The organism is Acinetobacter sp. YT-02 (genome assembly GCF_002412355.1).
In the GTDB taxonomy this organism is placed as follows: domain Bacteria; phylum Pseudomonadota; class Gammaproteobacteria; order Pseudomonadales; family Moraxellaceae; genus Acinetobacter; species Acinetobacter towneri.
Map to the genome: position 1 here is coordinate 17,919 of NZ_NOZT01000027.1, position 26,000 is coordinate 43,918.

Annotated in this window: 28 protein-coding genes; 24 read left to right on the forward strand and 4 right to left on the reverse strand. The window is 42.5% G+C overall.

Annotated elements, in window-relative coordinates; translation table 11 throughout:
• The first annotated feature begins 70 nt into the window (after positions 1-70).
• The 9 genes from CF596_RS08530 to CF596_RS08570 all read left to right on the forward strand — a co-directional run bounded on the left by CF596_RS08530 (position 71) and on the right by CF596_RS08570 (position 8,439).
• The gene (locus CF596_RS08530) at positions 71-667 is read left to right on the forward strand and encodes a CoA pyrophosphatase (RefSeq protein WP_004975226.1); all 597 of its coding nucleotides are present in this window, start codon (positions 71-73) and stop codon (positions 665-667) included.
• A 31-nt stretch (positions 668-698) separates the two neighbouring features.
• On the forward strand, positions 699-1,229 hold the full coding sequence (locus CF596_RS08535; RefSeq protein ID WP_096902122.1) for a gamma carbonic anhydrase family protein: 531 nt from the start codon (positions 699-701) through the stop codon (positions 1,227-1,229).
• Between the two features lie 160 nt (positions 1,230-1,389).
• Positions 1,390-2,055 (forward strand): tRNA (adenosine(37)-N6)-threonylcarbamoyltransferase complex dimerization subunit type 1 TsaB, encoded by a 666-nt coding sequence (gene tsaB, locus CF596_RS08540; protein WP_096902124.1) that lies wholly within the window; start codon positions 1,390-1,392, stop codon positions 2,053-2,055.
• Between the two features lie 12 nt (positions 2,056-2,067).
• Positions 2,068-2,892: an undecaprenyl-diphosphate phosphatase gene (locus CF596_RS08545; RefSeq protein ID WP_096902125.1), complete on the forward strand. Its 825-nt coding sequence runs from the start codon at positions 2,068-2,070 to the stop codon at positions 2,890-2,892.
• A complete protein-coding gene (locus CF596_RS08550; protein ID WP_096902127.1) occupies positions 2,886-3,707 on the forward strand; it encodes a class I SAM-dependent methyltransferase in 822 nt (273 codons plus the stop codon). The genes CF596_RS08545 and CF596_RS08550 overlap by 7 nt, the downstream gene beginning before the upstream one ends.
• 146 nt (positions 3,708-3,853) lie before the next feature.
• Entirely contained in the window at positions 3,854-5,263 is a 1,410-nt protein-coding gene (locus CF596_RS08555; protein ID WP_096902129.1) for a C13 family peptidase, read from the forward strand.
• A gap of 18 nt (positions 5,264-5,281) precedes the next feature.
• Entirely contained in the window at positions 5,282-6,121 is an 840-nt protein-coding gene (gene fghA / locus CF596_RS08560) for an S-formylglutathione hydrolase (RefSeq protein WP_096902131.1), read from the forward strand.
• A gap of 168 nt (positions 6,122-6,289) precedes the next feature.
• A complete protein-coding gene (locus tag CF596_RS08565; protein WP_096902133.1) occupies positions 6,290-7,393 on the forward strand; it encodes a YjgN family protein in 1,104 nt (367 codons plus the stop codon).
• A gap of 14 nt (positions 7,394-7,407) precedes the next feature.
• A complete protein-coding gene (locus CF596_RS08570; protein ID WP_096902136.1) occupies positions 7,408-8,439 on the forward strand; it encodes a M48 family metallopeptidase in 1,032 nt (343 codons plus the stop codon).
• A gap of 10 nt (positions 8,440-8,449) precedes the next feature.
• Here CF596_RS08570 and CF596_RS08575 read toward each other — a convergent pair whose 3' ends face one another.
• Positions 8,450-8,731: a DUF2218 domain-containing protein gene (locus CF596_RS08575; RefSeq protein ID WP_096902137.1), complete on the reverse strand. Its 282-nt coding sequence runs from the start codon at positions 8,729-8,731 to the stop codon at positions 8,450-8,452.
• A gap of 229 nt (positions 8,732-8,960) precedes the next feature.
• On the opposite strand from CF596_RS08575, the gene rpe reads away from it, so the two are divergent.
• The 8 genes from rpe to CF596_RS08615 all read left to right on the forward strand — a co-directional run bounded on the left by rpe (position 8,961) and on the right by CF596_RS08615 (position 16,444).
• Positions 8,961-9,647, forward strand: coding sequence for a ribulose-phosphate 3-epimerase (rpe, locus tag CF596_RS08580; protein ID WP_096902151.1), 687 nt, complete (start codon positions 8,961-8,963; stop codon positions 9,645-9,647).
• 424 nt (positions 9,648-10,071) lie between these two features.
• Entirely contained in the window at positions 10,072-10,593 is a 522-nt protein-coding gene (locus tag CF596_RS08585; RefSeq protein WP_242439142.1) for a hypothetical protein, read from the forward strand.
• Positions 10,594-10,638: 45 nt separating this feature from the next.
• Entirely contained in the window at positions 10,639-12,606 is a 1,968-nt protein-coding gene (locus tag CF596_RS08590) for a multicopper oxidase domain-containing protein (protein WP_096902140.1), read from the forward strand.
• A complete protein-coding gene (locus tag CF596_RS08595) occupies positions 12,593-13,519 on the forward strand; it encodes a copper resistance protein B (RefSeq protein ID WP_096902142.1) in 927 nt (308 codons plus the stop codon). The genes CF596_RS08590 and CF596_RS08595 overlap by 14 nt, the downstream gene beginning before the upstream one ends.
• Before the next feature lie 122 nt (positions 13,520-13,641).
• Positions 13,642-14,703 carry a cation diffusion facilitator family transporter gene (locus CF596_RS08600; RefSeq protein ID WP_096902144.1) on the forward strand — a complete coding sequence of 354 codons (1,062 nt, stop codon included), beginning with the start codon at positions 13,642-13,644 and terminating at the stop codon, positions 14,701-14,703.
• 146 nt (positions 14,704-14,849) lie between these two features.
• Positions 14,850-15,167 carry a quaternary ammonium compound efflux SMR transporter SugE gene (gene sugE, locus CF596_RS08605; protein ID WP_004975255.1) on the forward strand — a complete coding sequence of 106 codons (318 nt, stop codon included), beginning with the start codon at positions 14,850-14,852 and terminating at the stop codon, positions 15,165-15,167.
• A gap of 95 nt (positions 15,168-15,262) precedes the next feature.
• Complete coding sequence (locus CF596_RS08610; RefSeq protein WP_004975257.1) at positions 15,263-15,754, forward strand: methylated-DNA--[protein]-cysteine S-methyltransferase; 492 nt, start codon at positions 15,263-15,265, stop codon at positions 15,752-15,754.
• 51 nt (positions 15,755-15,805) lie between these two features.
• A complete protein-coding gene (locus CF596_RS08615) occupies positions 15,806-16,444 on the forward strand; it encodes a nuclease-related domain-containing protein (RefSeq protein ID WP_096902145.1) in 639 nt (212 codons plus the stop codon).
• A 63-nt stretch (positions 16,445-16,507) separates the two neighbouring features.
• On the opposite strand, the gene CF596_RS08620 is transcribed toward CF596_RS08615, so the two are convergent.
• The gene (locus CF596_RS08620; protein ID WP_096902153.1) at positions 16,508-17,275 is read right to left on the reverse strand and encodes a hydroxymethylpyrimidine/phosphomethylpyrimidine kinase; all 768 of its coding nucleotides are present in this window, start codon (positions 17,273-17,275) and stop codon (positions 16,508-16,510) included.
• Positions 17,276-17,363: 88 nt separating this feature from the next.
• On the opposite strand from CF596_RS08620, the gene CF596_RS08625 reads away from it, so the two are divergent.
• Both CF596_RS08625 and CF596_RS08630 read left to right on the forward strand, forming a co-directional pair.
• Positions 17,364-18,023 (forward strand): HAD-IA family hydrolase, encoded by a 660-nt coding sequence (locus CF596_RS08625; protein WP_019837216.1) that lies wholly within the window; start codon positions 17,364-17,366, stop codon positions 18,021-18,023.
• Between the two features lie 119 nt (positions 18,024-18,142).
• Complete coding sequence (locus CF596_RS08630; RefSeq protein ID WP_004975264.1) at positions 18,143-18,490, forward strand: hypothetical protein; 348 nt, start codon at positions 18,143-18,145, stop codon at positions 18,488-18,490.
• A 116-nt stretch (positions 18,491-18,606) separates the two neighbouring features.
• Here CF596_RS08630 and hemJ read toward each other — a convergent pair whose 3' ends face one another.
• Together hemJ and CF596_RS08640 are read right to left on the reverse strand one after the other, a co-directional pair.
• Complete coding sequence (gene hemJ / locus CF596_RS08635) at positions 18,607-19,059, reverse strand: protoporphyrinogen oxidase HemJ (RefSeq protein ID WP_004975266.1); 453 nt, start codon at positions 19,057-19,059, stop codon at positions 18,607-18,609.
• An 18-nt stretch (positions 19,060-19,077) separates the two neighbouring features.
• On the reverse strand, positions 19,078-20,307 hold the full coding sequence (locus CF596_RS08640) for a beta-ketoacyl synthase N-terminal-like domain-containing protein (protein WP_004975268.1): 1,230 nt from the start codon (positions 20,305-20,307) through the stop codon (positions 19,078-19,080).
• Between the two features lie 284 nt (positions 20,308-20,591).
• On the opposite strand from CF596_RS08640, the gene CF596_RS08645 reads away from it, so the two are divergent.
• The 5 genes from CF596_RS08645 to CF596_RS08665 all read left to right on the forward strand — a co-directional run.
• On the forward strand, positions 20,592-22,100 hold the full coding sequence (locus tag CF596_RS08645; RefSeq protein WP_096902147.1) for an EcsC family protein: 1,509 nt from the start codon (positions 20,592-20,594) through the stop codon (positions 22,098-22,100).
• A 139-nt stretch (positions 22,101-22,239) separates the two neighbouring features.
• Positions 22,240-22,614: a 30S ribosomal protein S12 gene (gene rpsL, locus CF596_RS08650; RefSeq protein ID WP_000246374.1), complete on the forward strand. Its 375-nt coding sequence runs from the start codon at positions 22,240-22,242 to the stop codon at positions 22,612-22,614.
• Positions 22,615-22,793: 179 nt separating this feature from the next.
• Positions 22,794-23,264, forward strand: coding sequence for a 30S ribosomal protein S7 (gene rpsG, locus CF596_RS08655; protein WP_004975277.1), 471 nt, complete (start codon positions 22,794-22,796; stop codon positions 23,262-23,264).
• 131 nt (positions 23,265-23,395) lie between these two features.
• Positions 23,396-25,531 carry an elongation factor G gene (gene fusA / locus CF596_RS08660; protein WP_096902149.1) on the forward strand — a complete coding sequence of 712 codons (2,136 nt, stop codon included), beginning with the start codon at positions 23,396-23,398 and terminating at the stop codon, positions 25,529-25,531.
• 95 nt (positions 25,532-25,626) lie between these two features.
• The coding region (locus CF596_RS08665; protein ID WP_242439143.1) for a GTP-binding protein at positions 25,627-26,000 on the forward strand (374 nt) is incomplete at its 3' end.

Sequence of the window (26,000 nt, forward strand, 5' to 3'; positions counted from 1 at the left end):
GGCATCCTCTCTATCTATTGCCCACCTATTTCAGCTATGATGAAAACTTAGACAAGGAGAATTATAAGGCATGATTGATCATTCGCTCACGCATCTATTACAGCAACGTTTGCGCTTTTCTAAAACGTTCATGGAAGCGCATGCAGCGGTATTGATTGCCATTACCGACGAGTCTGATCCAAAGGTATTGCTAACCCGCCGTTCTACCTTACTCAATAATCACGCGGGTGAGGTGTCTTTCCCTGGTGGCAAACGCGATCCGCAAGATACCAGTAATATTGTGGTGGCATTGCGTGAAGCGCAGGAAGAAACCGCATTAAATCCATTTGAAGTGCAGTTGATTGGTGACTTGCCAATGCAAAAAGCCCGTAATGGAATGTTGGTTAAGCCTGTGGTGGGGCTGATTCCTCCAAAAGTAGAATTAATTCCACAACCTTCAGAAATTGATCGGATCTTTTTTGCCTCTTTACAGCATTTAATGGAAGCGCCACCAACGCCGTATGAAGTGAGCTTTGCACAACAAAAATTATATTTTCCGAGTATGCAGGTTGAAGATGAAGTGGTTTGGGGCTTAACAGCGCGGATGTTGGTGTCTTTATTTGAATATGGTTTGGATTATCGTAAAGAATGGCCGTTTTTGTTAAATTCACCAACATTTAAGAAATAGAAAAATTTTGATGTGAAGATAGGAAGGAACCATGTTGTATAAATTTAAAGGATATGCCCCGAAAGCAATGCAGCAACCGTGGGATGGGTGGGTGGCGGATAATGCCACGGTCATTGGTCAGGTTGAGTTGGGACAGAAAGTTAGTATTTGGTTTGGGGCTGTGGTACGTGCCGATAACAGTAAAATCAAATTGGGTAATTTTAGCAATGTTCAGGAAAATGCTGTTTTGCACACCGATGCAGGTATTGAAATGCAGATTGGTGATTATGTGACTATTGGACATCTGGCGATGTTACATGGTTGTACCGTGGGCGATAACACCCTGATTGGTATTAATGCAGTGGTGCTGAATCATGCGGTGATTGGTAAAAACTGTATTATTGGTGCCAATGCTTTAATTCCTGAAGGGAAAGTGATTCCCGATAATTCTGTGGTGATGGGTTCTCCCGGTAAAGTGGTTAAGATTTTGGATGAGTCTGCAGAAGCACGTTTAAAAATGAGTGCGCTGCACTATGCTGAACATTTTCAGCATTTTGTAAACCTAGAGCCTGCAACACTCTAAAATAGAATTTGCATCGTTTAGTCAAACGCATTTTTTAGCTGTAATTACATAGAATTTTATACTCAGGAATTGCAATCTAAGGGATGTAAATCCTCGCGTGAATTTCAGGAGTGGAGTATCATAACGCCAATTTTTGATATTTACTCCTTGAAGGTTGTGCATGAAATTGCTGGCATTGGAAACTGCCAATGAGCAGTGTTCCGTTTCGATTGTAGATGAAACACAGGAACTCTTTTTTCAATTAGATGCGCGAGCAAAAGCACAAACGCAAACCATCTTACCGATGATTGAGCAAGGCTTTGCTGAAACTCAAATTAGTACGGCTGATCTGACTGCAATTGCCTTTAGCCGTGGCCCGGGTTCTTTTAGCGGTGTGCGAATTAATGCGGCAGTCACGCAAGCTTTGGCGTGGGCGCATGATGTGCCTGTAATTCCTGTATCGACTTTGCAGGCATTGGCGCAGGCGGCTTATCGTCTTGAAGGATTAACTGCGGTTACGGCTGTGTTGGATGCACGCATGAATGAAGTGTATATCGCCAGTTTTGAGCTAGATGCACAAGGAATCATGCAGGCGGTTGATCAGGAACAATTATTGAATTATAGCGATGCTGCACAGACGGTACGCTTTCAATTGGTCGGTTCTGGTGCAGGTCTAATTGATCAAGAACAAATACAATACAAAGGCTTAAGTGCAACCGCACAAGATATTGCTACTATTGCACGCGTCTGTGCACAGCAACAGCAATGGGTCAGCGCAGAACAAGCATTGCCTGTTTATTTACGTGACAATGCTTGGAAAAAAATTCCAGAACAAGGCAAGGCATAATTAGGGTTATTTATGGATCTTTTACTGCTGCTCAAAGCGGCAATTATGGGTATTGTAGAAGGGATTACCGAATTTCTACCCATTTCTAGCACAGGACATTTGATTCTAGCTGCAGAGCTAATGGACTTTTGGACCAAAGAAAAAAGCGATGTATTTGTAATTGCCATTCAAATGGGGGCAATTGCAGCGGTCATATATGAGTATTGGGCACGTCTATGGGGCGCAGCCACAGGTATGTTTACAGGCGAAGAAAAAGGTCGACGCTTGGGCTTTGGTCTGATCATAGCATCTATTCCAATTATTCTGATTGGATTGACCTTTGGACAAACTGTAAAAGAATTACTCTTTAATGATGTTGCCGTGGCGATTGGTTTGATTATTGGCGGCTTTATCATTATGTGGATTGAAAAACATCCACCACAAGTACGTGCCCATGAGGTTGAAGAACTAACTTACCGAGATGCGATTTGGATTGGTCTAATTCAGGTATTGTCGCTGATTCCGGGAACTTCGCGTTCAGGTGCAACTATTATTGGCGCGATGTTCTTAGGTGTGTCGCGTAAAGCGGCAACTGAGTTTTCCTTCTTTTTGGGGATTCCTGTCATTATTGGCGCAGGCTTGCTCGACTTATATCAAAGCTATGATGTATTCCAAACCACCGAAGATTGGACCGTACTCAGCTTCGGGATCATCGTTTCTTTTGTTTCCGCACTTTTGCTGATCCGTGCATTGGTGGCGTATGTGGCTAAGCGAGATTTTATGATTTTTGCTTGGTATCGTATTGCTTCAGGTTTAATCATTTTATTGTTCGCATTCACAGGCTGGAAACTATGGTAAGCGAACTTCGCTTATACACCGAAGCCGAGTGGCTCACTCAAGCACAGCATTATTCTGCTGTGCTTTTGTCTAGAGGCGTGCAAACGTGCATTGAAACAGTAGAAAAACTCAATGCGCGTTTTTTGCGTTTGAACCCTGAATTGGCATTGTGTGTAGATGCTGAAGGGTTGTGGTTGTGTGCCAATGGCATGAAAATGCAACCCGATTGGAAAGCTGAAGTTGGGCGATTGAAACGTGCCTCTTTAAAATCGGAAATGATTGCTCGTGCCTGTAATTTGTCGGAAAAACCAAGTTTGATTGATGCTACGGCAGGGCTAGGACATGACAGTTTACTCATGGCACATTTGGGTGCTTCTGTCACGTTATTGGAGCGCCATCCGATTCTTTTTACTTTGTTGGAAGACGCTAAACGTCAAGCCGCAGATGATCCTTTCTTGGCAAGTGTTGTTGCTCGTATCCAATTGGTTTTTACAGATTCAGCAGATTATTTACGTGACTGTATAGCGCAGAGTAAAGTGGTTGATGTGGTGTATTTAGATCCGATGTTTCCGCAGCGAGATCAACATCAACAGGCGCAGAAAAAGCAGGCACAAGTCAAAAAACAAATGCAGTTATTACATTTGCTGTTACCTGAAGATGGTGAAATGGATTTGGGTGATCATTTATTGGGTTTGGCACAGCAAATTGCCAAACGTGTTGTGGTGAAGCGTCCACGTTTGGCGGTGTTTTTGGCGGGGCAGGAAACAACACATCAATGGCAGGGCGATGCTTGCCGATTTGATGCTTATTTCCAAGTAAATTTGAACAACGGGTAGATTTCTACCACTAAAGCAGTGGCAAGGCGTTCAATGCTTCTATAATGCGCAAAGATTTGTTATATAGTTAAAATTGACAATTGATAATTACGACGACAAGCATAAACTTGGAGTGTGGAAACGCGAGCTGCGATTAACAGAATCCTATGATTGACTTCAAACCCTCCATTAATTTTTGGCACGATTTTAAAAGCAACCAAGCCGCGGGCGTTTGGTTATTTTTGGGTTCGCGACGCTCTTTGCAAATTATTCGTCCCTCTATCTTACAACTGATTTTTTGGGGGGTTTTAGGCGGTCTTGCCAATACCTTATTCAGTTGGTTGGTCGCAGGAGAAGTGGGCGAATTTAACCCACAGGGTTTGGTCAGTTATGCCTTATGGCCTTTTATTGCTTTAATTGTCGGAATCATTCTTTCTCAGCGTGTCAATAACCCGCGTTTATTGTTAGTACCTGCTTTGTTGTGGTTGGTATTAGATACTCACGTTGCTTTATTGCAAAGCTTGATTCAATACATGGGCATGATGGATGTCTTGCCGTATGTGTTATATGACTATTTACCTACCATTTTTATGGTGCTGTTTGTTTGGCAAAGTTTGGCAGTGGTGTGGGTGTTTTCACGTGAGCTGCATTGGCCGTGGTGGGAACGTGCGCTGATTGTTTTGGCGACCTTATTCACTTTGGTGGTTTGGCAAATGTCGGTAAAAAGTCAGCCAATTTGGAAAGTAGAAGAAGTTCCACCGAGTCTAAGCGAAGAAGCTTTTTATGCACAAAGCCGCGTGCTGAATAAAGCTTTAGACAGTATTCAATATGGGGAATTTGCCCAATCGCATTGGTACTTTTTAGGGGTTGCAGGGGCGAGTTATCAAGACGTATTTATGTCTGAAATTGAACGCATTCGTGAACAGTTTGATACCCGTTTTGGCACTTATGGGCGTTCGATGGTGTTAATTAATAACCCAATGACCCGCAATGTAATTCCAATTGCCTCGCAAACCAGTATTGAATTGGCGCTGCGCCGTATTGGGCAACGCATGAACCGTGAAAGTGATGTGCTGTTTTTATATATGACCTCACACGGTTTAAAAGATCATTTTGAAATTGAAAATGCACCACTTGACTTAAATCAGGTCGATCCGAAATGGTTACGCGATACTTTGGATAAATCGGGTATTCGTTGGCGTGTGATCGTCATTTCAGCCTGTTATTCAGGTAGCTTTGTATCTGCCTTGCAAGATGATAATACCTTAGTGATTACTGCATCGGCAGCAGATCGTGAGTCGTTTGGTTGTTCAAACGAAGCTGACTATACTTATTTTGGTCGTGCCTTTTTTGATCAGGCTATGCGTGAACAAAACTCTTTTGCCAATGCCTTTAATGAAGCCAAAGTGACTGTGGCAAAATGGGAGCAAGCACAAGGTTTTGAGCCTTCAGAGCCGCAATGGGCGATTGGTAAAAATATGGAATTGATGTTGCCGCAATTAGAACAGCGTTTGTTTCCACAAAAAAGTGTTGCAACATCGGCTGCAATTCAATTGAGTGCGCAATCTGTTAAATAAGCCAAAGAGGAGAGGGTGATGGAGTTAATTCAAAACAACCGCTATTTTGAGGGTGAGCAACGGATTTATCGTTTTCATTCCAATGCTTTACAGACTGAAACTCAGTTTGGCATTTTTTTACCAGAACAAGCTTTGACGGGGCAGGCTTGCCCTGCGGTATTTTATTTGGCAGGTTTAACCTGTAACGAAGAAACCTTTGCGATTAAAGCACATGCGCAGCACATGGCAGCGCAATTGGGACTAATTTTGGTTAGTCCAGATACTTCACCACGTGGCGAAGCTGTTGCCAAAGGCGACCATTGGGATATTGGGCAGGGTGCAGGTTTCTATATCAATGCAACACAAGCACCGTGGGCGGCACATTATCAAATGGAAACGTTTGTAGCCGATGAGCTTTATCAATTGGTATTGCAACAGTTCCCAATTCAGACACAGCACGTTGGCATTATGGGGCACAGTATGGGCGGACATGGTGCATTGACCCTCGCGTTTAAATATCCTGAAAAATTTAAGTCAGTGTCTGCTTTTGCTCCGATTTGTGCGCCAAGCCAATGCCCGTGGGGTGAAAAAGCATTTTCTAATTATTTAGGTACAGATCAGCAAGTATGGTTACAGCACGATGCGACTGCTTTGGTGCAGGTCAAAGGTGCATTGTTCAGTGAAATTTTGATTGATCAGGGATTGCAAGACCAATTCTACAGTCAGCTCAATCCTGCATTATTTCAGCAAGCTTGCGATGCAGTTGGGCAAAAACTGAGTTTGCGGGAACATGCAGGCTATGATCATGGCTATTATTTCATTCAAAGCTTTATAGATCAGCATTTGCAATTCCATGCGGTACAATTGCAAGCAGACTAAGTCAAACACTCAATTTTACACATTGATTTTTAAACTTTTCTAGGCAAGTTGTTCACTTTTTATTAGAATGGTGAACACTTGCTTTTTTACCGTTTGGAAAGATTGCTCATGTGGGTTTGAGCGTCTGGGTAGAATAACGACCGCACAATAAAATAAATAAGGCATCACATGCACAATTCAGAATGGGATTCACCACAACAAGCAACGCCATCTTCCCCTTTTTTTCCAGTGGAGCCTACGACGCCACCCACGCGGAATCCATTACTTGGACGGATTCATCATTTTCAATTTCATGGTAGCGCCTCAGAGTATTTTGGCATTTGGATTGTCAATATTTTGTTGATGATTGTGACTTTTGGGCTGTATGCACCGTGGGCAAAAGTACGTCGTTTGCGCTATTTTTATGGCAATACCGAATTAATCAAACGTCGTTTTGATTTTACAGGCATCCCACATAAAATTTTATTGGGACGTTTAATTGCCATTGGAATTTATGTTGCGATCTCGGTGGTTTCCAATTATTCAGTCAAAGCCATGGTTATTGGCGTGGTGGCTTTATATTTGGCTGTGCCGTGGTTGATTCGAGCGACCATCCGTTTCAAGGCGCGAAATAGTAAATTTGGCAATGCGCGTTTTTATTTTTCAGGCAGTAACAAAGAAGCCTATTGGGTATTTCTAAAATGTATCGTAATTAATTTGTTTACTTTGGGCTTATTTTTTCCTGTGTTGGTGTGGATGTATAAGCGTTATTGCCTAGACCATTTATATGCAGGACAGCTTAAATTTAAACTAAAAGCAGACTGGCCAGCATATATGCGCGCAATGTATATGCCTATTTTTTTGTTCTTTGGCATTTTGCTTGCTGTCGGGATAATGTTGGCTTTGGCAGGACAGTTGAGTCGTAATCCTGCGCAGTTGGTTTGGTTATTTGTAGCGGTTTATCTGTTGGGGATATTTTTAATTTGGCCACTAATGTCGGCGCGAATTTTTATCACTACATGGAACAATACCAGTATCAGTCGTAGTGAATTTCAGACCGATTGTGGGCAGTGGCACTATACTTGGATTGTGGTGACCAATTGGATTGTGAAAGTCCTGAGTTTGGGTTTAATGACCCCATGGGCAGCTATTCGTTTATATCGCTATCAGGTTGAGTCTTTAAGTTTACATTTAAAAAATGATCCAGATTTGATGATCAATCAACTGCAAGCTGAACATAGCGCACTAGCAGAAGAAATCAGTGATATTTTTGATATTGATGTATCGCTGTAAGGTAGGAGATGAAGATGGCGGCACAGATCGTGGATGTGGTGTTTTATGATGGTGTGGTGTCTAAACCATGGGCTGCCAAAATATCTCCTATAGATGCTCAGTCGGTACTTATCCGTTATGGTGAAAATTTAGAGCAACAGCGGCGCTATCATTATCAAGACATGATGTTGGTGGGGGCACTAGGTAAAATTCAACCTGTCATTGAACTCAAAGATGATGCGCGTATTGAATTTTCCCAAGCCTTGCCGGAGTGGTTTCAACTGCGAAATAAACAGGTGCAGCATTCCATCTGGAAATTGGAACGCACGCCAAGTCTGATCGTATTTAGTCTTTTTTTTGTGTTGTTGATGGTATTTGTCACAGTGCAGTGGGGCATCCCAAGTGCATCCAAATACGTTGCCTTTCAATTGCCTGCGAACACCTTAAATCAAATTGGTGATGAAGCAGAGCGTTATATTTTAGATATGACAGCGCCAAGTCAATTGCCCGCAGTACGTCAGCAGAAAATTTTGGCAGATTATCGCAAGCTCATTGCAGGAGACACGCCTGCTAAAGTGCTGTTTCGACAAGGTCATGGCTTAGGCGCCAATGCTTTGGCAATTCCGAATAACACTATTATTTTGACCGATGAATTGGTGGAATTGGCGCAGAATGATCAGGAAATCATTGGCGTTTTGGCACATGAACAAGGGCATTTGGCAGAAAGACACAGCTTGCAACAGGCTTTATCGAGCTTAGGGTTTAGTATTATTTTGCTCGCGATTACAGGAGATGGTACAGATTTAGTTTCGACCTTGCCTGTGGCGCTTGTAGGGGCAAATTATTCACGTAATTTTGAATCAGAAGCCGATCATTATGCTTTAAATACGATGCACGCTCAGGGCATTCCGACCATTCATTTTGCTCATTTTCTGGAGCGTTTGGCAGAAAATGCAGGTGAAGACACCGCCAACAGCCCTTGGGATTTTTTGCAAAGCCATCCTGCAACACAAAAACGTATTCAAGCGGTTAAAGATTTTGAACAGACGCAGCGTTTAGCGCCTTAACATGAAACAGTTAGTGGCGTTGCCAAACCGCGCTCAATTCTGTTTGTGCCATACGACTTAAATGATCAAGCACAACTTGTTCGAGGTAACGTAAATCTGTTTCAGCCTCTTTGGCTTGAATTTTAACCATAAGCTCATCTGTTTGAGGCGTAAGCAGAATTGTGGCAGTTGGCATCATAATTTGGTATTGGGTTGGATTGTCTACAACGTCAAATTTATGTTTCCAGTGGTTGAGTAGACGCTTGGCGATACGGCTTGCTTGCATTGTTTGAATATGGGCAGAACTGTTCATCATCTGTTGAAACTAACATTGTGTTTAAATGGGTAAAGACCATTAGCATAACAAAGCCAGACTGAAAGAAAAGTGGAATGCTGCAACAGAGCGTTGCGGAGATAGAACTATCAAATTGGATGATCCAACTGAATCATCGAACTGAATGATCCAATCGTAACAGAATCCACCACATCAAGCAGTCTTTGCTATAATGCGCCACAATCCCAATATTCAGCTAGGTTCTCCCATGTCCAAGACTTATTTAATTGCGCCGTCTATTTTATCAGCAGATTTTGCTCGTCTAGGCGAAGAAGTGGAAAATGTACTTCAGGCAGGTGCCGATGTGGTGCATTTTGATGTGATGGATAATCACTATGTACCGAATTTAACTTTCGGTGCAGGTGTATGTAAGGCATTGAAAAACTATGGTATTACGGCACCAATTGATGTGCATTTAATGGTAAAACCTGTAGACCGCATGATTGGTGATTTTCTAGAAGCGGGCGCAGACATTATCACGTTCCATCCTGAAGCTTCAGAGCATATTGACCGTTCATTGCAACTGATTAAATCGGGTGGGGCAAAAGCGGGTTTGGTCTTTAACCCTGCTACACCGCTGCATTATTTAGATTATGTACTTGATAAAGTTGATCAGATTTTACTCATGAGTGTGAACCCTGGTTTTGGTGGGCAAAAATTCATTCCAATGACTTTAGAGAAATTACGTCAGGCACGTCAAATCATTGATGCTTCAGGTCGTGATATTCGTTTAGAAGTCGATGGTGGTGTGGGACCTGCCAATATTCGTGAAATAGCAGAAGCGGGTGCAGATATGTTTGTTGCAGGCTCAGCAATTTTTGGCAAGCCAGACTATAAAACGGTGATTGATGAAATGCGTGCTGAATTGGCAAAAGTTGGCGCAATCGAAGTATAAGTTTCTACAATCACAAGGTCTTAGGCTGTGGATAACTTTGTAGATAACCGTATGGATATCTATGTTGATAACACTATGGATAAGCCGATTAATTTATAAACATTTGTACATCAATTGTTTATGACTTATACAAAATAAGTATAAAAAGGATTCAATCGAATCCTTTTGTTTATTTTAAATACACTGAATTTATTGAGTATTTACTCAGTTAATCATAAAAAAAGTTGCTTAATATATAACTTGATTGTTTTAGTTGGCTTTTAAATCGCACGGATTCACTCTGTTTTTCAATGCAGAAGATATTGTGTATAAGTGGGGCTTGAATTATATTGAGTGCATTGTAGATTGTGGATTGCGCTTGGCAAAAATGTTCAATTCTTGTGCAAGTTCAGGTCTGCATCTTTCATACTCAGGAATTTATTTAGTGCTGACTCAACCCTACAAACGAATGTGGTTTGTTGTCCTGATGGCATTTGTCATGGGGTGGAGTGGTATTGTCAGTGCTGCGGTAAAACCTGCACATGATTGGATGATGTCAAATCAGGCAGCAGGGTCTGAGATTCGACATTCTGCAACCGCAGCGCATGGAGTAACATCTTTACTAGATTGTCATACGACAGCTTTGCAAACGCATCCTGAAACCAAGCAGCATTTATCTGGGCATGATGCCAAGGCCAACCATCATCTCAGTCAGCACACATCCGCAACGGATACCGATTTAAATACGGCAGATTGTTATGGCTCGGCTGATTTTTCTACTGCAAAGACGAATTGTCAGGACTGTGCGCAGTTGCATTGTCAAAGCTTAAACAGTGTGTTGAATGTGCAAGTCCCTGAACTGATTCAACCTATAGCACTTACATCGGTCAATATTCTATTGCCTGCTTATCAAGCTCAACATTTACTTGGGCATTGGCAGCAAATTTTACGTCCACCCAAAGCTTAATCCTGAATTCAAAACACCTTTACGTTTTATTTTAAGGATTAAGTCATGTCTAAATTTTATCAGCCTGCGCTGTTTTTAACAGTCTGTGCATTGTGTTCGAGTTCTGCATTTGCTGCGGTCAAGGAATATCACCTGACCATTGCAGAACAAACGGTCAATATCACGGGAAAACCTGTTCAACGTATTACAGTCAATGGACAATTTCCCGCGCCTGCACTCGAATTTGAAGAAGGCGATGAGGCGGTAATTCACGTTAATAATCAATTAAAAAATCAGGACTCATCTATTCACTGGCATGGTTTATTGTTGCCCGGTTTGATGGATGGTGTGCCTGGATTTAATGGTTTTCAAGGTATTAAGCCACAAGGACATTTTGTTTATCAATTTAAAGTACGTCAAAGTGGTACCTATTGGTATCACGCACATTCCAAAGGTCAGGAACAAGATGGTCTATACGGCTCTTTGGTGATTCATCCTAAAGCCAAGCCAGCCGTAAACGCACATGAATACACAGATCGTGATTATGTGGTGATGCTGTCAGATTTTCATGAAAAATCTAGCAATCAAATTCAGAAAGATTTAAAAATTTCAGCCGAGTTTTATCAAAATCAGCGTGAAACCTTAGGTGATGTTTGGCGTCAAGTACAGCGTGATGGGCTAAAAGCCACATGGTCAGACCGCAAAATGTGGAATCAGATGCGCATGCTGAAAACCGACCTTTCCGATGTCACAGGCTATACTTTTTTAATGAATGGCAAGACACCTGAACAGAACTGGACAGGTGTATTTAAGCCAAATGAAAAAGTGCGTTTACGTTTTATCAATGCCTCTGCCATGTCGTTTTATGATGTGCGGATTCCAAACTTAAAAATGACAGTGGTCAGTGCCGATGGTCAGCCAGTCAAACCTGTTACTGTGGATGAATTTCGTATCGGCACTGCAGAAACCTACGATGTGATTGTTGAACCTCAAGCAGCGCATTATCAAATTGAAGCGGAATCAATAGACCGCTCAGGTTTTGCTGTGGGTAGCTTGCAGAGTGAACTTCATTCTGCAACATCAAATCTACAGCTCCCTGCAGCGCGCCCGCGTGCTTTACTCACCATGCAAGATATGGGGCATGCTACAGAGCATTCAGGCGATGATCATTCCAAGATGAACCATGCAACGATGTCTGAAATGGATCACTCAAAAATGAATCATGCAGCGATGTCTGAAATGGATCATTCCAAGATGAACCATGCAGCAATGTCGGAGATGGATCATTCCAAGATGAATCATGCAGCGATGTCGGAAATGGATCATTCCAAGATGAACCATGTAGCGATGTCAGAAATGGATCATTCCAAGATGAATCATGCGGTAATGTCGGAAATGGATCATTCCAAGATGAACCATGCAACAATGTCTGAAAATACGCATACACAACATGGCATGCCTTCAACAGAACACAAAAATGCGGTGGTATATGGATGGGCAAATGCTTCTACACCCGCGGGGCATAAAGCCTTGCACTATGAAGATTTGAAATCGCTGCAGCCACAAGCAGATACACGTGAACCAAGCAGTGAATTGGTCGTGCGTTTAGGCGGTACGATGGAGCGTTATATCTGGACAATCAACGGTAAGAAATTTAGTGATGCCACACCACTCAAGGTGAAATATGGTGAGCGTATTCGGATTAAATTTATCAATGACAGCATGATGGCACATCCAATGCATTTACATGGCATGTTTATGCAGTTGGAAAATGGTCAAACGGCAGCAGAAATGCCGAATAAACACACCTTAATTGTGCCGCCAGGTCAAACTGTAACTGCACTGCTTACTGCAGATGAATTAGGTGAATGGGCAATACATTGTCATTTGCTCTATCACATGAGCGCGGGAATGATGAATAAATTGATTGTAGCGCAGGTGAGTGAAAATGAACCGCTTTCAACCACAGCAATTCAAGCCACTCAAACCCCTTCAGCGACAGCGCAAAAAGGAGCAGCACATGCACAACATTAATCTTTTTGCGAAAACAGTTTTAAGTATTTCTGTCTGCTGCATCAGTACAGTTGGGCTAGCAGCGACAGAGGTGCATAGTGCACATGCCAGTTCAGCAGAGATTGCAACAATTGCAGCTCAGGCTGATACTCAATCGCATCAATCGCATCAATCGCATCAATCGCATCAATCGCATCAATCGCATCAATCGCATCAATCGCATCAATCCGATTCGTCCGTGCAAGAGTCGCAGTCACACGATCATCGTAAAGAACATGGTGCGCAGGTGTACGCGGTGAGCACTTTAGATACGCAATGGCAATTGAATGATCATGCCGAGGGAGTGCTCAAATCTAAATTACAAACTCGTATCGGAACTGATGAAAACAAGTTGTTTGTGAAAATTCATAGCGATAAGCAAGAGTCACAAGCGACTGAATATGATGCCAAGTTGTTATACAGTCGTATGATTTCAGATTTTTGGGATGTGCAAGCAGGTGTGCGTTATCGACACGAAGTGAATCAGCAAGAGCATCAAACAGACCGAGAAGATAAGTTTGACGCTGTGTTTGGCTTACATGGTTTAGCTCCATATTTTTTTGAAACCGATGCTTATTTTTATTTGGGTGAGGATCAATATGCGGCTTTGAGTTTGGAAACCACACGGGATCTGTTATTGACTCAGAAATTGATCGCACAGCCTTATTTAGATGTAGATGTTATTCTGCAGGATGATGCCAAATATGCGAAAAAAACAGGACTCAACCGCGCAGCTGTGGGTGTGGAAATGCGTTATGAAATCAGCAAGAACATCATGCCGTATATCAGTGCAGGTTATGAGTATACGAAAGGTGATCAACACACTGCTTGGCAGTCTGCAACCGATTCCGAGCAGAGCGGCTTATATGCGATAGGCTTGCGTTTCAGGTTTTAATGATTAGGGGTATTTATCAATGATTAAGTCAATGGATCGTTGCTGCTTCTAAATAGAATAGATTGTCCCTAAATACATAGGCTTGGTTTATACTGAGCCTATTGTATTTTTGGGTGTGGCGTATGTCTTCATCAACTCAAGATCCTCAATCGAATCAAGATAAAAACTTAGAAAACCAAAATCTAAACAATACTGGCTGTGGTTGTGATACGCAAAAAAATGTAAACCAGCCTTGTGCAACTGCGCCTACACACTCCAAGTCATGTGGCGATACAGGCTGTGGTTCGTCTTGCGATACAGAAAAAAGCTGTGCTGATCAAAATAGCTGTACATCTGCAACGACTGCCAAGACAGATAAAGCAACAATTTTGGATTCGGAACTTTTGAGTCCGTGGGTGAGTGCATACCATATTCCTAAAATGGATTGTGGCGCAGAAGAACAAATGGTGCGGATTGCTTTGGCAGATCATAATGATATTGCAGCCTTGTCTTTTGATTCACCTGCACGACTTTTAAAGGTTTATCACAGCAACCAATCTGCCACAGAAATTACCCATAAATTAGAAGCATTGGGTTTGGGTGCTGTGTTGCAACAGACTGAAGCCAATACACAAACTGAACCGCCTGTATCTAACAGCGCTGCACAACAAAAAGTGCTATATGCCTTGCTTGGTATTAATGCCGCTATGTTTTTGGTGGAATTAATTGCAGGTTTAATTGCATCTTCGACTGGGTTAATTGCTGACTCCTTAGATATGTTTGCCGATGCCGCCGTGTATGGTTTGGCTTTATTTGTCGTGGGTCAATCCGCCAAGAAACAGCTCAAAGCTGCACATTTGTCTGGTTGGGTACAACTGGGTTTGGCTGCACTGGTTATCTTTGATGTCCTGCGCCGTTTCTTCTTAGGCAGTGAGCCTGAATCCATGTTGATGATGGTCATTGGTGCTGTGGCATTGCTGGCAAACGTCACCTGTTTATGGCTAATTTCAGGGCATAAAGATGGTGGAACCCACATGCAAGCCAGTTATATTTTTTCCGCCAATGATGTGATTGTGAATTTAGGTGTGATTATCGCGGGCGGTTTGGTGATGCTGACAGGGTCGAATTATCCAGACCTGATTATTGGCTTAGTTGTGGCCATGTTTGTATTGAATGGTGCGCGCAAAATTTTAAGTTTAAAATAGACGGATCATCGCTGCGCGGTGGCTTAAATTGCAACAGGAGGAACGACCTCCCTTGTTTGGGTTTTTAGAAATAGTCAAAGTGACTGAACACTCGACAAGAAAAATCTTCAGGACGGCCTGATTTCATGCTATTGAAGGAGGGCGTTATGGCCTGGATGATGTTGATATTGGCGGGTATTTTTGAAGTGGTTTGGGCATACTCCATGAAGTTGTCTGACGGCTTTAGTAAATTAACGCCCAGTATCGTGACTATCTTTTTTATGATTTTAAGTTTTGCGCTTTTGGCCTATGCCATGCGTACTTTGCCATTAGGCACGGCTTATACGATTTGGACAGGTATAGGCGCAGTCGGTTCATTTTTAGTCGGTATTTTTGTTTTAGGCGAACCTGCCAGTGCTATGCGTATGTTGGCTGCAGTTCTGATTATTTCAGGTTTGGTGCTTATGAAAATTTCATCCAGCTAACTTGGAATGCAGTCTTTTAGTGTGTGCTCAATAACAGATCGGTTTGAGTTAAAAACAGGATGACCTGATACCCAACCTGCTTGAGGAGAAAAATAATGCAATTGGCATTTACTGAAATGGACACTCCTGTAGGCGTGCTTAAATTGGTGGCTCACGATCACGCATTGGTTGCGGTAATGTGGGATAACGAAGATCATAAACGGGTACGTTTAGCCAGTTTAGTTCGACAAGATGATCATCCAATTTTGCTCAAAACTCAGCAGCAACTCCAAGAGTATTTTGCAGGTCAGCGTCAGCAATTTGATGTGCCTCTTGATTTTGAAGGCACTGAATTTCAGAAGAAAGTCTGGCAGGCGTTATTAAGCATTCCTTTTGGGGAAACTCGTAGTTATAAGCAAATTGCCGAACAAGTTGGTAGTGAGAATGCGATGCGTGCCGTAGGGGCGGCAAATGGCAAAAATCCAATTTCGATTATTGCACCGTGTCATCGGGTGGTGGGTGCAAGTGGAAAATTGGTGGGCTTTGCAGGCGGGTTGGATAATAAAGCGATTTTGTTAAAGTTAGAATCTTCAACTTCAAAAGTTTAAATGACTGAGATTCAACAACAATTTTGATCAAAATAAAATAGAGCAGGGGAAATGTTAAAAACATTATTGTTGCAGTTTTGGTGGCTTATTCTGCTTGTTGCAGGTGTAGGGCTGATCAAAATTTTCAAACCTTTTCTAAAGGGAAAGGTGGGGGAACTCGCAGTAAGTACGCATGTGAAGTTGTATTTAGATGAACGTTATATCTTGTTGAATGATGTAACTTTGCCTGATGAGTTCGCAGGAACAACTCAAATAGATCATATTTTATTGAGTCCTTTTGGGGTTTTTGTGATTGAAACAAAAAACTATAAAGGCTGGATTTTTGGTGGAGAACGCCAAAAAGTATGGACACAAAAAATTTATAAAAAGACCTACAAGTTTCAAAATCCTGTCTATCAGAACTATAAGCATATAAAAGTTTTGGAATCAGTATTGAGCGATATTGTCGAGCCTGAATATCTGCATTCTGTGATTGTATTTATGCCAGACTGTGAGTTTAAGACCTCTTTGCCCAACAATGTTTTTAAAGGCAGTGCATGGGTTGAGTATGTCAAAGGTTTTCGGTATGAAGTCATTTCACCGATGAAACTGAAACGTATTCAGCTGAGAATTGAAAAAGAACTACTTGATAAGTCTTGGAAAACCAATCGTCAACATGTCGAAAATTTGAAACAACGGCACGAACGTTAAAAAGTTGCAATGAAAAACCCTGATACAAGGTGATCAGGGTTTGAAGGAGTTGAACGATAAGCACTAAAACCTTTTCGGAATTTTCTGTCCGTTCGGTACAGGCGTTTCCGCATATTTAAGCACACCAAACAACCAAGTTTCAGTATGTTGTACCGCTTGTTTCAGTTGATCTCCCATTGCCAAGCGCCCTGCAATAAAGCTCGCCAATGAACAGCCTGAACCGTGATATTCACCTTCAAGCCGTGGACAGCGGGTTTCTGAAACCATTTCATTGTTAATATACAGTGCATTACGAATATGATCAGGGGTATCTTCATGCCCACCTTTGACCAAAACGGCCTGCGCGCCCATTGCAAATAATTTAGCTGTTGCGCGTTCTAAATCATCTTCACCCGTTAAGGCACGTAATTCCACAGTATTTGGTGTGATTAAAGTCGCCAGTGGAATCAACTCGACAAATGCCTGAACCAAAGTCGCTTGATCACCTAAAGAACCACCACTATTGGCAACCAAAACAGGGTCAAGCACATATAAATAATCAGGATGTGCACGTAAAAAATCTGCCAGCGCTGCAATATTGTCAGTGGTGCCCAACATGCCCGACTTTACAACTTTAATGGGCAAATCATTCACCACCGCATTGGCTTGCGCCAATAACAATTCTTTAGACGTTGCTTCAAAGCCAAATACTTGCTGAGAGTTTTGAATGGTCAGTGCTGTGCAGGCAATCGCTGCATGTGCACCGCTATTGCCAACGGCTTCAATATCAGCCTGTAAACCAGCGCCACCCGAAGGGTCTAAACCAGAAAAACATAGTACTGTTGGTCGCACACACATATCCTTAATTGCTTCTATTTACGTTAGTATAGGCAACTTTGGAGTAACACTCGATAGTCATTTAGGCACATAGGCTGACATTGTGATAAAGAACCTTTTAATTGATTTAGATGGCACGCTGACCGACCCGAAAGAGGGCATTACCGCTTCTGCGCGTTATGGTTTGGCTAAGGTTGGACATCCTATTGCAGATACGGAAAATATTGATTGGATTATCGGGCCGCCCTTAAAAGCCTCTTTGGCAAAATTACTTCATGTAGATGTGCATGACGTATTGGCAGAGCAAGCCTTAGCAGGCTATCGAGAGCGTTTTGCTGCAACAGGCTTATTTGAAAATCATGTCTTTGAAGATGTTGCTGCAACATTGGCAGATTTAAAACAGCAAGGCTATCGACTGTTTTTAGCAACAGCCAAACCTGAAATTTATGCACGCCAAATTTTAGATCACTTCGATTTATTGCAATATTTTGAATATCCCTACGGTAGCGAACTAAATGGTGAGCGTACCAATAAAGCGGATTTAATTGCCTATATTTTGCAGCAAGAACAATTGCAACCTGAACAATGTTTAATGATTGGAGATCGTGAACACGATATTTTAGGTGCACGAGCCAATGGAGTCGATTGTGTTGCAGTCGAATACGGCTATGGTTCGGCTCAGGAGTTAGACTTGGCTGCACCAAAACATAGAATTCAGTGTTTTGCGCAAATTTTGTCGGTGCTTGAACAGTTATCTGGATGAGCGAGATGCTTACATCTGTTTGCATTTCTAGCGCAGTGTTATTGCAAAGATCGTGCTTCAATATTTAATTTGAATATTTAATTTGAATATTTAATTTTAATATTGAAAGAGGGTATGTGATGAAGATATTTAGTCAATCTATTGCAGTAGTAGCGGTTTCAATACTGATGACTGCATGTGCCAATCATGCTGCTACATCCACAACACCTACTGCGCAGGTCGAAATGTACACATCATTGCAACATCGACAGTGTGAGCCAGATTCAGGTTTAACCCTTACGGAAATTGTTCAGCGTTTACAGCAAGCACAGATTCAGGTGAAGCGGGCCAGTGTAGGTTCAGATGGGCGGATGTATGCACAGGTCTGTGGTGGTGCAGATGGAAAAATTGCTATTGTCACGATTCCTCAATCTCAGCAGAAACAAGCAGCGGCATTGGGCTTTCAGCCTTACTCACAAATACGTTGAATTAAAGCATAAGTGCTGTTTTTAGTTGTCACCCATAAAAAACCTCAGTTCTTTGCACTGAGGTTTTTTTACAACCGAATCAGGTTGAGATGTCAGGATACTTGGCGTTTCAAATTTTAGAACTGTGGTTTTACCACGACTAAAATTACAATCGCTAATAGCAGCACAGTCGGCATTTCATTGAAGAATCGCCAGAACTTGTGTGATTTATAATGCGCATTGCCAATCAGTTTTTGGCGGTAATAGCCACAAACCAAATGGTAAATCACCAATAAACCGACCAATGCTACTTTCAGGTAAAACCATAACGCATCGTGGTAATTGCGGGTCGCATCGCCCCAATCTACCAAAAAGTGTGCCGTGATGAGGGTGGCAATCATAGACGGCCACATAATCCCTCGGTACAACTTGCGCTCCATGATTTCAAAACGCTGATGGCTCAGTGTATCTTCACTCATGGCATGGTAAACATATAAACGTGGTAAGTAGAACAATGCAGCGAACCAGCAAACCACGGCAATAATATGTAATGCTTTTACCCATAAAAAAGCATCAGAAGGTGCATCCATCGACTATCCTATAGGAGATTATTCATCCCACTTCTTGAAAATAAGGCAGGCATTTACACCGCCAAAACCAAAACTGTTACTCATCACAGTATTCAATTTTGTGTCGCGTTTTTCAAGTACGATATCAAATGCTTTCGCGCCTTCATCAAGTTCAGTGACGTTGATGTTTGGTGCAATGAAGTCGTTTTGCATCATCAAGACAGAATAAATTGCTTCTTGAACGCCTGCAGCACCCAAGCTGTGACCAGTCATTGACTTCGTTGAGCTAAGAGCAGGCACTTTACCTTCACCAAACGCACGTTCCATGGCTTTCAATTCAGTCACGTCGCCTGCTGGAGTAGAAGTACCATGTGTGTTCACATAGTCAATTGCGTCTACACCGTGTTGTTTCGCTTCGTCTAAAGCCATCAAGATACAACGTGTAGCACCTTCACCGCTTGGTGCAACCATGTCTGCACCGTCAGAGTTTGCAGCATACGCAACCACTTCAGCTAAAATATTTGCACCACGTGCTTGTGCGTGTTCAAGTGATTCAAGAACCACGAAACCACCACCACCTGCAATGACGAAACCATCACGGTCTGCAGAGTACGGACGAGATGCTGTTTCTGGTGTGTCGTTGTATTTAGAACACAAAGCACCCATCGCATCAAACAATAAGCTTTGTGACCAGTGATCTTCTTCACCGCCACCTGCAAGCATTAAATCTTGTTTACCCAATTGAATTAGGTTGTAGGCATAACCAATTGCATCGGCAGAAGTTGCGCATGCACTGGTAATTGAGTGCGCGATACCTTGTAATTTGAACGCAACACCCAAGTTTGCCGTAATGGTGTTCGACATGTTACGTGGTACGAAGAACGGGCCAATTTTACGTGCGCCTTTTTCTTCAAGTAGCTCAATCATTTCTGCAACAGATGCAGTTGAGTTACCGCCTGAACCACCCGCGATACCGTAACGTGGGTTGCCTGCTAAATCTTCTTGCTTTAAGCCCGCATGTTCAATGGCATCTACTGCAGCGTTGTAAGCGTACATCGCACACACGCCCATAAAGCGTTTTAATTTACGGTCAATGTGGTTAAAGTTTTGTTCTGCTGCTGCACTTACGTGGCTTTTGAAATTAAGTTCAGCATAAGTTGGGTTGGAACGTGTCCCAGAAATACCGTTTTGTAAAGAATGAGTCACAGCTTCTAAAGTATTACCAATGCACGAGTTAATGCCCATGCCGGTGATTACAACACGTTTCATCTACAGATCCCTTTTATGGTGATAATGTTGAGCCGAACACCGTGACTGCCAAGCAATCGCTGATACGGTATGACTCATGTCTTACAATTGCGTTCATAATAGCAGAAAGAATTTTGAATTCTTATGGCAAATATGATGCCACTTTGCAGGGAAGATCAAACCGCAGCGAAGCGGTAAATGAGATGCAGGAAGCCAACCAAAAGATACACAATCATATTGAGATAAACTTAGACTACACCTAGTATCTACCCATAAATCATAGAAATTAAAAATGAGGAGTAAGAATGTCAGATTCCAAGAATAAACAATCAAGCGGATTCTTCTCGAATGCGATTGGGGTGGCTAAAAAGCTCAGCAGTACAGGCATCCATGTATTGCAGCAAGTTGCACCGGGTACTGTAGCGAAGGATGAGCATAGTGCAAAATCAGGGCAAATTATTGAAGGTCAGGCACGTAGCTTTAGTGCTTTTCAAGCGCGTCAATATGACAATCCTCAACACATGCTCAGACAGCATGTGCCTCAAGTTTCACGTCAGCTTTTAGGTCGTCACTATAACCGCGTCAATCAGGTGGCGAGTTTTGTGTCGCCCGATTTTTCCGACAAAATTTCAGATTATTTATTTGATCAGCTGAATAGTTTTACCTCCAATATTAGCTCTGTTGATGATGTGCTTGATCAAGCAGGTGTGCGCGATTTAGAAGAATTGACTCAAGATGTAGATCGTTCTAAACGAATTAGTCAGGCACTTGCAGAACAAAATAAATGGATTGCATCACTGCAAGGCGCATTGACAGGTGCAACAGGAGTAATCGGTTCAACCATTGATGTGCCTGCATCTATTGTGATGTCTTTACGTACCATTTATCAGGTTGGGCGTGCCTACGGTTTTGAACTGAATAAAGACACTGAGCAAGAAATTGTTCAGTTTATTTTTAAACAAATTGATTTAGGCGTCATTGCAGAAAAGCAAGCAGTGTTGATGGGGCTAAAAACCTTATCTAATATGCTGCAAACTCATGATGTGCATCAATTACAAAATATGCTCGGTTCAAGCAATGATTATGAGGTATTAAAGAAATACTTCTTAAATGAGCAAGGTCAAGTCAAATGGCCGTGGTTGAATCATGTACCTAAGTTTTCCATGTTGAATAAACTCACGCCTGTAGCAACCGCATCGGTGAGTGCAGTATATAGCTGGAAATTGGTGGAAGATGTGCATCACAAGGCACAGCAAGTGTTTTCCAATGCCCGTAGCTATTTAATTCAGCATAAAGACAGCAATTTATCAGCCATTCATGCGTATGAAAAATCGTTGGAATTGCTGGCACAGGCTGCGCCTAAACTCTTGGAGCAATTGAAGGGCAATGAAGCTAAACATGCGGAGCAAGATGAATTAGTAGCGGGGCAAGAGCGCGCGGAATCTGCGCCGTCAGATGCTTTAGTGCAAACCGTATCAGACCATGAAAGTATCCGAGCGGTAAAAGTGCAGAAAAAATCGGACAAAGTGGAAACAACTGCAGCACAGCTCGATGAAAATATTCAGCAAGGTCTAGAAGAATTGGCAGATCAAATGCTAGAGCCACATGCTGAAGTTGCACCGCAAAAACCTGCTGTACCTGCAGAAGAAATTGATGAATATATGCTGGAAGATGCTTTAGAGCCTGTGGAAGATTCAACCCAAGTGGCTGAAACTGTTTCGGAAAATCCAGTAACATCAAGTACAGAAACTGCAAAGCAGGTTACAAAAAAGCCGAGAACTCGTACAAGTACTCGCAAGCCAAAAGCTGAATAAAAACAAGTGATAAGTAGAAATTTGGTTGGTATTTTAACTGCCTATGAAATATTGACCATTTTTCTATCTTCGCTTACAATTGCATGCCCTCAAAAAGTAGTATGTTTTTGGGGCTTTTTATTAACGGGAGAATTGCCACATGGCAACAACAAATCAGTTGATCCGTAAGGGTCGTACGACTTTGGTTGAAAAATCAAAAGTTCCTGCGTTGAAGGCTTGTCCACAACGTCGTGGTGTTTGTACACGTGTTTACACAACTACACCTAAAAAACCTAACTCAGCAATGCGTAAAGTTTGCCGTGTTCGCTTAACTTCAGGTTTTGAAGTTTCTAGCTACATCGGTGGTGAAGGTCACAACCTACAAGAGCACAGTGTTGTTCTTATCCGTGGTGGTCGTGTTAAAGACTTACCAGGTGTACGTTACCATACCGTTCGTGGTTCTTTAGACTGTGCTGGTGTGAAAGATCGTAACCAGTCACGTTCTAAATACGGTGCTAAACGTCCTAAGAAATAATCCTTTAAAGATTAAGCTCTTAGTTCGTAGAACTGCAATCCTTTATCGTCTCGCTTGTCTGATTTCTGCATTTAATTTTGTGAAATTCAAGCGACGTGTAGTAAGGCCAGCGAAATGCACACGACACTTTGTGCTACGGCTGGATCACCCTGAAGTGTCATATTTATAGGTAGTTTAAAATGCCAAGACGTCGCGTAGTCGCTGCTCGTGAAATCCTTCCGGATCCTAAATTCAGCAGCCAAACAATCGCTAAATTCATGAACCACGTAATGCAAGATGGTAAAAAATCTATTGCTGAAAGTATCGTTTACGGTGCTTTAGACCGCGTTCAAGAAAAATCTAAAGTAGACCCAGTTGAATTTTTTGAAGCTACGCTTGAAAAAGTTCGTCCAATGGTCGAAGTAAAAGCACGCCGTGTTGGTGGTGCTACTTATCAAGTTCCTATGGAAGTACGCCCATCCCGTCGTACTGCTTTAGCGATGCGTTGGTTGGTAGATGCTGCTGCTAAGCGTTCTGAAAAAACTATGGCGTTACGTCTTGCTGGCGAGTTGCTTGATGCATCTGAAGGTAAAGGCGCAGCGATCAAAAAACGTGAAGATGTGCACCGTATGGCTGAAGCCAACAAAGCCTTCTCTCACTACCGTTTCTAAGCGGATAAAACAGGCCCTAATCAGGAGGGTGATGAATCGGTTGTCACTGAATTGTCATCAAATCGCTTTAAGTTGCTAGTCAGCTTAAAGCGTCCTGTTTTAAACAACAAAATTTAGGAATGCTAGAAATCATGGCACGTCAAACCCCAATTTCTCGTTACCGTAACATTGGTATCTCTGCGCACATCGATGCGGGTAAAACAACAACTTCAGAACGTATTTTGTTCTATACAGGTGAAAGTCACAAACTTGGTGAAACTCACGAAGGTTCAGCAACAACTGACTGGATGGAACAAGAGCAAGAACGTGGTATTACTATTACCTCAGCAGCTGTAACATGCTTCTGGAAAGGTATGGGTAACCAGTTTGACCAACACCGTATTAACGTAATTGACACCCCAGGACACGTTGACTTCACAATTGAAGTTGAGCGTTCTATGCGTGTTCTTGACGGTGCATGTATGGTTTACTGTGCTGTAGGTGGTGTACAACCTCAGTCTGAAACTGTATGGCGTCAAGCAAACAAATATAAAGTACCTCGTTTAGCGTTCGTGAACAAAATGGACCGTACAGGTGCAAACTTCTTCCGCGTTGTTGAACAAATGAAAACACGCTTGGGTGCAAACCCAGTGCCTATCGTTGTTCCAGTGGGTGCAGAAGACACATTCACAGGTGTTGTTGACTTAATCGAAATGAAGGCAATCATCTGGGATGAAGCTTCACAAGGTATGAAGTTTGAATACGGTGAGATTCCAGCTGACCTTCAAGCAACTGCTGAAGAATGGCGTACGAACATGGTTGAAGCTGCTGCAGAAGCATCAGAAGAACTCATGGACAAGTACCTAGAAAATGGCGAACTTTCTAAAGAAGAAATCGTTGCTGGTTTACGTCAACGTACATTAGCGGGTGAAATTCAACCTGCAATGTGTGGTTCTGCATTCAAAAACAAAGGTGTTCAACGTATGTTGGACGCAGTAATTGAATTCTTACCTGCACCAACTGACGTTGAAGCGATCAAAGGTATCTTAGACGACAAAGACGAAACTGAAGGTTCTCGTGAAGCGTCTGACGAAGCTCCTTTCGCAGCGTTAGCGTTCAAAATCATGAACGACAAATTCGTTGGTAACTTAACGTTCGTACGTGTTTACTCTGGTGTTCTTAAAGCGGGTAGCCCGGTTTATAACCCAGTGAAAATGAAGCGTGAGCGTATTGGTCGTATCGTACAGATGCACGCAAATGACCGTCACGACATCGAAGAAATTCGTGCAGGTGACATCGCAGCGTGTGTAGGTCTTAAAGATACAACCACTGGTGATACATTATGTGACGAAAACCACGTAATTACACTAGAGCGTATGGAATTCCCAGAGCCAGTAATTGCATTGGCTGTTGAACCTAAAACTAAAGCTGACCAAGAAAAAATGTCAGTTGCTTTAGGTCGCTTGGCGAAAGAAGATCCATCATTCCGCGTTCGTACAGACGAAGAATCTGGTCAAACGATCATTGCGGGTATGGGCGAGCTTCACCTTGACATCATCGTTGACCGTATGAAGCGTGAATTCAACGTAGAAGCGAACATTGGTAAACCAATGGTTGCATACCGCGAAACGATCAAAAAGACGATTGAGCAAGAAGGTAAATTCGTACGTCAAACTGGTGGTAAAGGTAAATTCGGTCACGTATTCGTACGTTTAGAGCCGCTTGATCCTGAAGCTGGTAAAGACTACGAATTCGCTGAAGAAGTTGTAGGTGGTGTAGTACCTAAAGAATTCTTCGGTGCAGTAGACAAAGGTATCCAAGAACGTATGAAGAATGGTGTCTTGGCTGGTTACCCAGTTGTAGGCATTAAAGCGACATTATTCGACGGTTCTTACCACGATGTCGACTCTGACGAATTATCGTTCAAAATGGCGGGTTCTTACGCATTCCGTGACGGTTTCATGAAAGCAGATCCTGTTCTTCTTGAGCCAATCATGAAAGTTGAAGTAGAAACTCCAGAAGACTACATGGGCGATATCATGGGTGACTTAAACCGTCGTCGTGGTATGGTTCAAGGTATGGACGACTTACCTGGTGGTACTAAAGCAATTCGTGCAGAAGTTCCACTTGCAGAGATGTTTGGTTACGCAACACACATGCGTTCTATGTCTCAAGGTCGTGCGACTTACTCTATGGAATTTGCTAAATATGCTGAAACTCCACGTAACGTGGCAGATGGCATCATTGCTAAATTCCAGTCTGGTGGTAAAAAAGGTGACGACGAGTAATCTTTCGATTACTATAAGCGCAAACTAATTCATAGTTAAAAAACCTAATGCTCATGGAGTGATCCTCCATGAGTTGTTTTAAAAAGGAAGATCTCATGGCTAAGGCTAAGTTCGAACGTAATAAGCCACACGTTAACGTGGGCACAATCGGTCACGTTGACCATGGTAAAACAACTTTAACAGCTGCGATTGCTACAGTATGTGCACGTAAGTTTGGTGGTGAAGCGAAAGATTACGCTGCTATCGACTCTGCACCAGAAGAAAAAGCACGTGGTATTACAATTAATACTTCTCACGTAGAATACGACTCTCCAACTCGTCACTACGCGCACGTAGACTGCCCAGGTCACGCCGACTATGTTAAAAACATGATCACTGGTGCTGCTCAGATGGATGGTGCGATCCTTGTTTGTTCAGCGACTGATGGTCCAATGCCACAAACTCGTGAACACATCCTTCTTTCTCGTCA